4 protein-coding genes are annotated in these 3864 nt (G+C 63.2%); all 4 read left to right on the forward strand.

Annotation, left to right across the window (positions count from 1 at the left end; translation table 11 throughout):
• Positions 1-166: 166 nt before the first annotated feature.
• Entirely contained in the window at positions 167-541 is a 375-nt protein-coding gene (locus tag VFW84_RS02125; RefSeq protein WP_329678781.1) for an Mth938-like domain-containing protein, read from the forward strand.
• 130 nt (positions 542-671) lie between these two features.
• The gene (locus tag VFW84_RS02130; protein WP_329678782.1) at positions 672-1151 is read left to right on the forward strand and encodes a peroxiredoxin; all 480 of its coding nucleotides are present in this window, start codon (positions 672-674) and stop codon (positions 1149-1151) included.
• Between the two features lie 254 nt (positions 1152-1405).
• Positions 1406-3151 carry a PhoH family protein gene (locus tag VFW84_RS02135; protein ID WP_329678783.1) on the forward strand — a complete coding sequence of 582 codons (1746 nt, stop codon included), beginning with the start codon at positions 1406-1408 and terminating at the stop codon, positions 3149-3151.
• A 199-nt stretch (positions 3152-3350) separates the two neighbouring features.
• Positions 3351-3864: hypothetical protein (locus VFW84_RS02140; RefSeq protein ID WP_329678784.1), on the forward strand; the 514-nt coding region annotated here is incomplete at its 3' end.

Below are 3864 nucleotides of genomic sequence, written 5' to 3' on the forward strand. Positions count from 1 at the left end.
CCATCTGACGCGCCTTTTCCAGCACGGGCCCACGGATGTCATAACAGACGTTGGCGAGTTTGCTGGACTTGGCGATGGGCTTCAAAACGGTCTCCGAAGGCGGGTTTGCACCCCTGCGATAGGGGAAAATAGCAATTTAACCACACGCCGCCGCCCAGCCCACGCCATGAAGTTCCAACCCGACCGCCCGGAGGGGCCCAATGTGATCCATGCCGCGACGCGCTCCTCGGTGTCGATCAGTGGTGTGCCCTACACCAGCAGCGTGATCGTGCCTTCGGATGCCCCCTTGCGGCCCTGGTCGGCCACTCGCCTGAGCGAGCTGACCGCCGAGCACATGGCCGAGATCGTGCCCCTGCAACCCGAACTGGTCATCCTGGGCAGCGGGCCGCAATTGCGCTTTGCCCACCCCTCGGTGCTGCGCCCGCTGATCGACGCCCGCATCGGCGTGGAAACCATGGACACTGTGGCGGCCTGCCGCACCTACAACATCCTCGTCTCCGAGGGCCGCCGGGTGGTGGCCGCCCTGTTGATCCACGACTAAAACCCTGCAGAAGCCTCCCCTTTTCGGGGGGTTGACCCCATGCCTCGGGGATGGACGTCAGGAGGATTTATAATTGGTTGGCTAAGCACACGCAAGTCGCACACGCAGGTAGAAGAGATCTAGAGAGAACATGACACCCGCCCTCAACAAACCTTTGCCGGAATTTGAAGCTGTTGCCACGGGCGGAGTGAAGTTCACCCCGCAGGCCTTCCATGGCCAGACCGTGATCCTGTACTTCTATCCGAAGGACCACACCCCCGGTTGCACGACCGAGGCCATGCAGTTCCGCGACAAGCATAAAGAGTTTGTCAAAGCGGGAGCCGTGATCTTTGGGGTTTCGCGTGACAACCTCACGTCTCACGACAAGTTCAAGGAAAACCTCGAGTTGCCTTTCGAGCTGATCGCCGACACCGAAGAAAAGCTCTGCCACATGTTCGGCGTGGTCAAGAACAAGATCATGTACGGCAAGAAGGTCAAGGGCATCGAGCGCAGCACCTTCCTGATCGACGCCAGCGGCGTGCTGCGTGCCGAATGGCGCGGCATCAAGGTCGCCGGCCATGTGGACGACGTGCTCGCGGCCGTCAAAGATGCCAAGAAGCAGGCAGCCTGATCGAGCCATGAAGGGGATGTGACGACAACGTCACATCATGCGCCTGTTGTGATGCGTCGACATCCATATCGACCCCGATGGCAGCAGGCACAGAGTGTGCATAATCGATCGCATGCATCTGGGTAGTCACCGACATCACGTTGACCCGCAATCCCCGTCGACCCAAGTCCACGGGGACACCCCCTCCGAGGCCGCACAGCCTGCTGTGCGGCCTTTTTGTTTGTGCTTTGCCTGAACAACCACGGAACGCCAACATGCCTCTTCCCAAGCCGCCTGCCAAACGTGCCGACATGCTGAGCGCTGCCGATTTCGAATCGCAGCCCAAACCCGCCAAGAGCGCCAAGCGCAGCAGCAAAGCCACCCCACCCGCGCGCGTCTCTCAGCCCCCCGTGCTGGAGCTCGTGACTCGCCCCGTGGTGGCCGACACCACACCCAAACGCACCACTGCGGTGCCCACCACCCCAGCCAACCGCCCCGTGGGCAGCCCGGTGGCCGAGCGCACCGACAGCGGCAGCCCTTCTCGCACCTCGGCCGCACCGGCCGCTGCGCCCACTGTCCGGACTGGCCCGCAGGGTGCATCGCGCCGCCGCAAGTCCACCGGACCGGCCAAGCTCTTCGTGCTCGACACCAATGTGCTGATGCATGACCCGATGTCGCTCTTCCGCTTCGATGAGCATGACATCTATCTGCCGATGATCACGCTGGAAGAGCTCGACAACCACAAGAAGGGCATGAGCGAAGTGGCTCGCAATGCCCGCCAGGTCAGCCGCGACCTGGACGCACTGGCGGCCGACATGAGCAACCGTGCTCAGCAGGACCCGGCCGCCGGGATCGAGCTGTCCAAGACCGGCCACGTCGAGGCCGGTGGCAAGCTCTACTTCCAGACCACCGGCATGTCGGTGGAGCTGCCCTCGGGCCTGCCCCAGGGCAAGGCTGACAACCAGATCCTGGGCGTGGTCCAGGCCCTGCGCGACATGCATCCCGGCCGTGAAGTGGTGCTGGTGTCCAAGGACATCAACATGCGCATCAAGGCCCGCGCCCTGGGTCTGTCGGCCGAGGACTACTTCAATGACAAGACCCTGGAAGACGGCGACCTGCTCTACACCGGCGTCATGGCCCTGCCCGCGGACTTCTGGGAGCGCAATGGCAAGGGCATGGAGAGCTGGCAGCAAGGCGGCATCACCTACTACCGCATCAGCGGCCCCACGGTGCCCCTGCTGCTGGTCAACCAGTTCGTCTACCTAGAAGCGCCCGGTGCCGCCCCCTGGTATGGCAAGGTCACCGAGATCACCGGCAAGAGCGCCGTGCTGCGCACCCTCAAGGACTACGCCCACGCCAAGAACGGCGTCTGGGGCGTGACGGCCCGCAACCGCGAGCAGAACTTCGCACTGAACCTGCTGATGGACCCCGAATGCGACTTCGTGACGCTGACGGGATCGGCCGGCACCGGCAAGACGCTGATGACTCTGGCCTCGGCCCTCAGCCAGGTGCTCGACGAGCGCCGCTACACCGAGATCATCGTCACCCGGGTCACCGTGCCCGTAGGCGAGGACATCGGCTTCCTGCCCGGCACCGAGGAAGAGAAGATGTCGCCCTGGATGGGCGCACTGGACGACAACCTCGAAGTGCTGGCCCGCAGCGACAACAGTGCGGGCGAATGGGGCCGCGCTGCCACCAATGAGTTGGTGCGCAGCAAGATCAAGATCAAGAGCATGAACTTCATGCGCGGGCGCACCTTCCTCAACAAGTTCGTCATCATCGACGAAGCGCAGAACCTCACGCCCAAGCAGATGAAGACCCTGATCACGCGCGCAGGCCCCGGCACCAAGATCATCTGCCTGGGCAACCTGGCACAGATCGACACGCCCTATCTGACCGAGGGCAGCTCGGGCCTGACCTACGCCGTGGACAAGTTCAAGGGCTGGCCGCATGCCGGCCATGTGACGCTGGCGCGTGGCGAGCGCTCGCGCCTGGCCGACTTTGCCTCGGAGGTGCTGTGAGCACCCTCTGATGCAGCCTGGATCGACGGGGCCTGCTTCTCTACCCACTCAGGGCGCCGCAAGGCGCCCTTTTTCATTCATACCCCCCGCAAGCAGGGGGCATTTCACCTGGCACAAGTTAACGCTCTCTAGCGTGAACCCTCGTTTTTGATTTGAACAACCATTGCAGAATTCATGTGAATTAGACAGGAAACACCACATGTCCCCGAGCAGCCTTGGGTCCTTTTTCTCCAGCAACGCGGTCTACCTGCTCGCGTTCGGCCTGCTGCTGGGCCTGCTGACCGCCGCGCTGGCCGCCTTGCTGCGCTGCCGGGTGAGCTGGCTCCACAACTGGCTCAGCCTGGGACGCCTGAGTGATCTGGTGCTCTCCAGCGATCCCTCGCAGAAGGTGCTGGGCATCCGCTTTCTGGTGGGTTGGGCCAACTGCATCGTCGGGGTGGCGGCCTTGAACTTCGGGGCTGCCAAGGGTTTGGTCAACGTGGAAGGCACCCGCCATCTGACTGTGTGCGCCATGGTGGCACAGGCGATCTGGTACGCCGTCATCCGCAGCGGCTGGAACAAGCGCTTCGATGACCCCTCCCTGTCCGGCCCCATGCGGGCCACCGTCATCGTCTTTCTGGCCTGGGGCTATGTGATCGGGGGGCCAGGTCGTCCCGTCGCGCTGATGCTGCTGTTCATGATGCTGATGTTCAGCATGTTCACCGGCACATCCC

Origin of the sequence: Aquabacterium sp. (assembly GCF_036279655.1) — a bacterium.
GTDB lineage: Bacteria > Pseudomonadota > Gammaproteobacteria > Burkholderiales > Burkholderiaceae_C > Aquabacterium.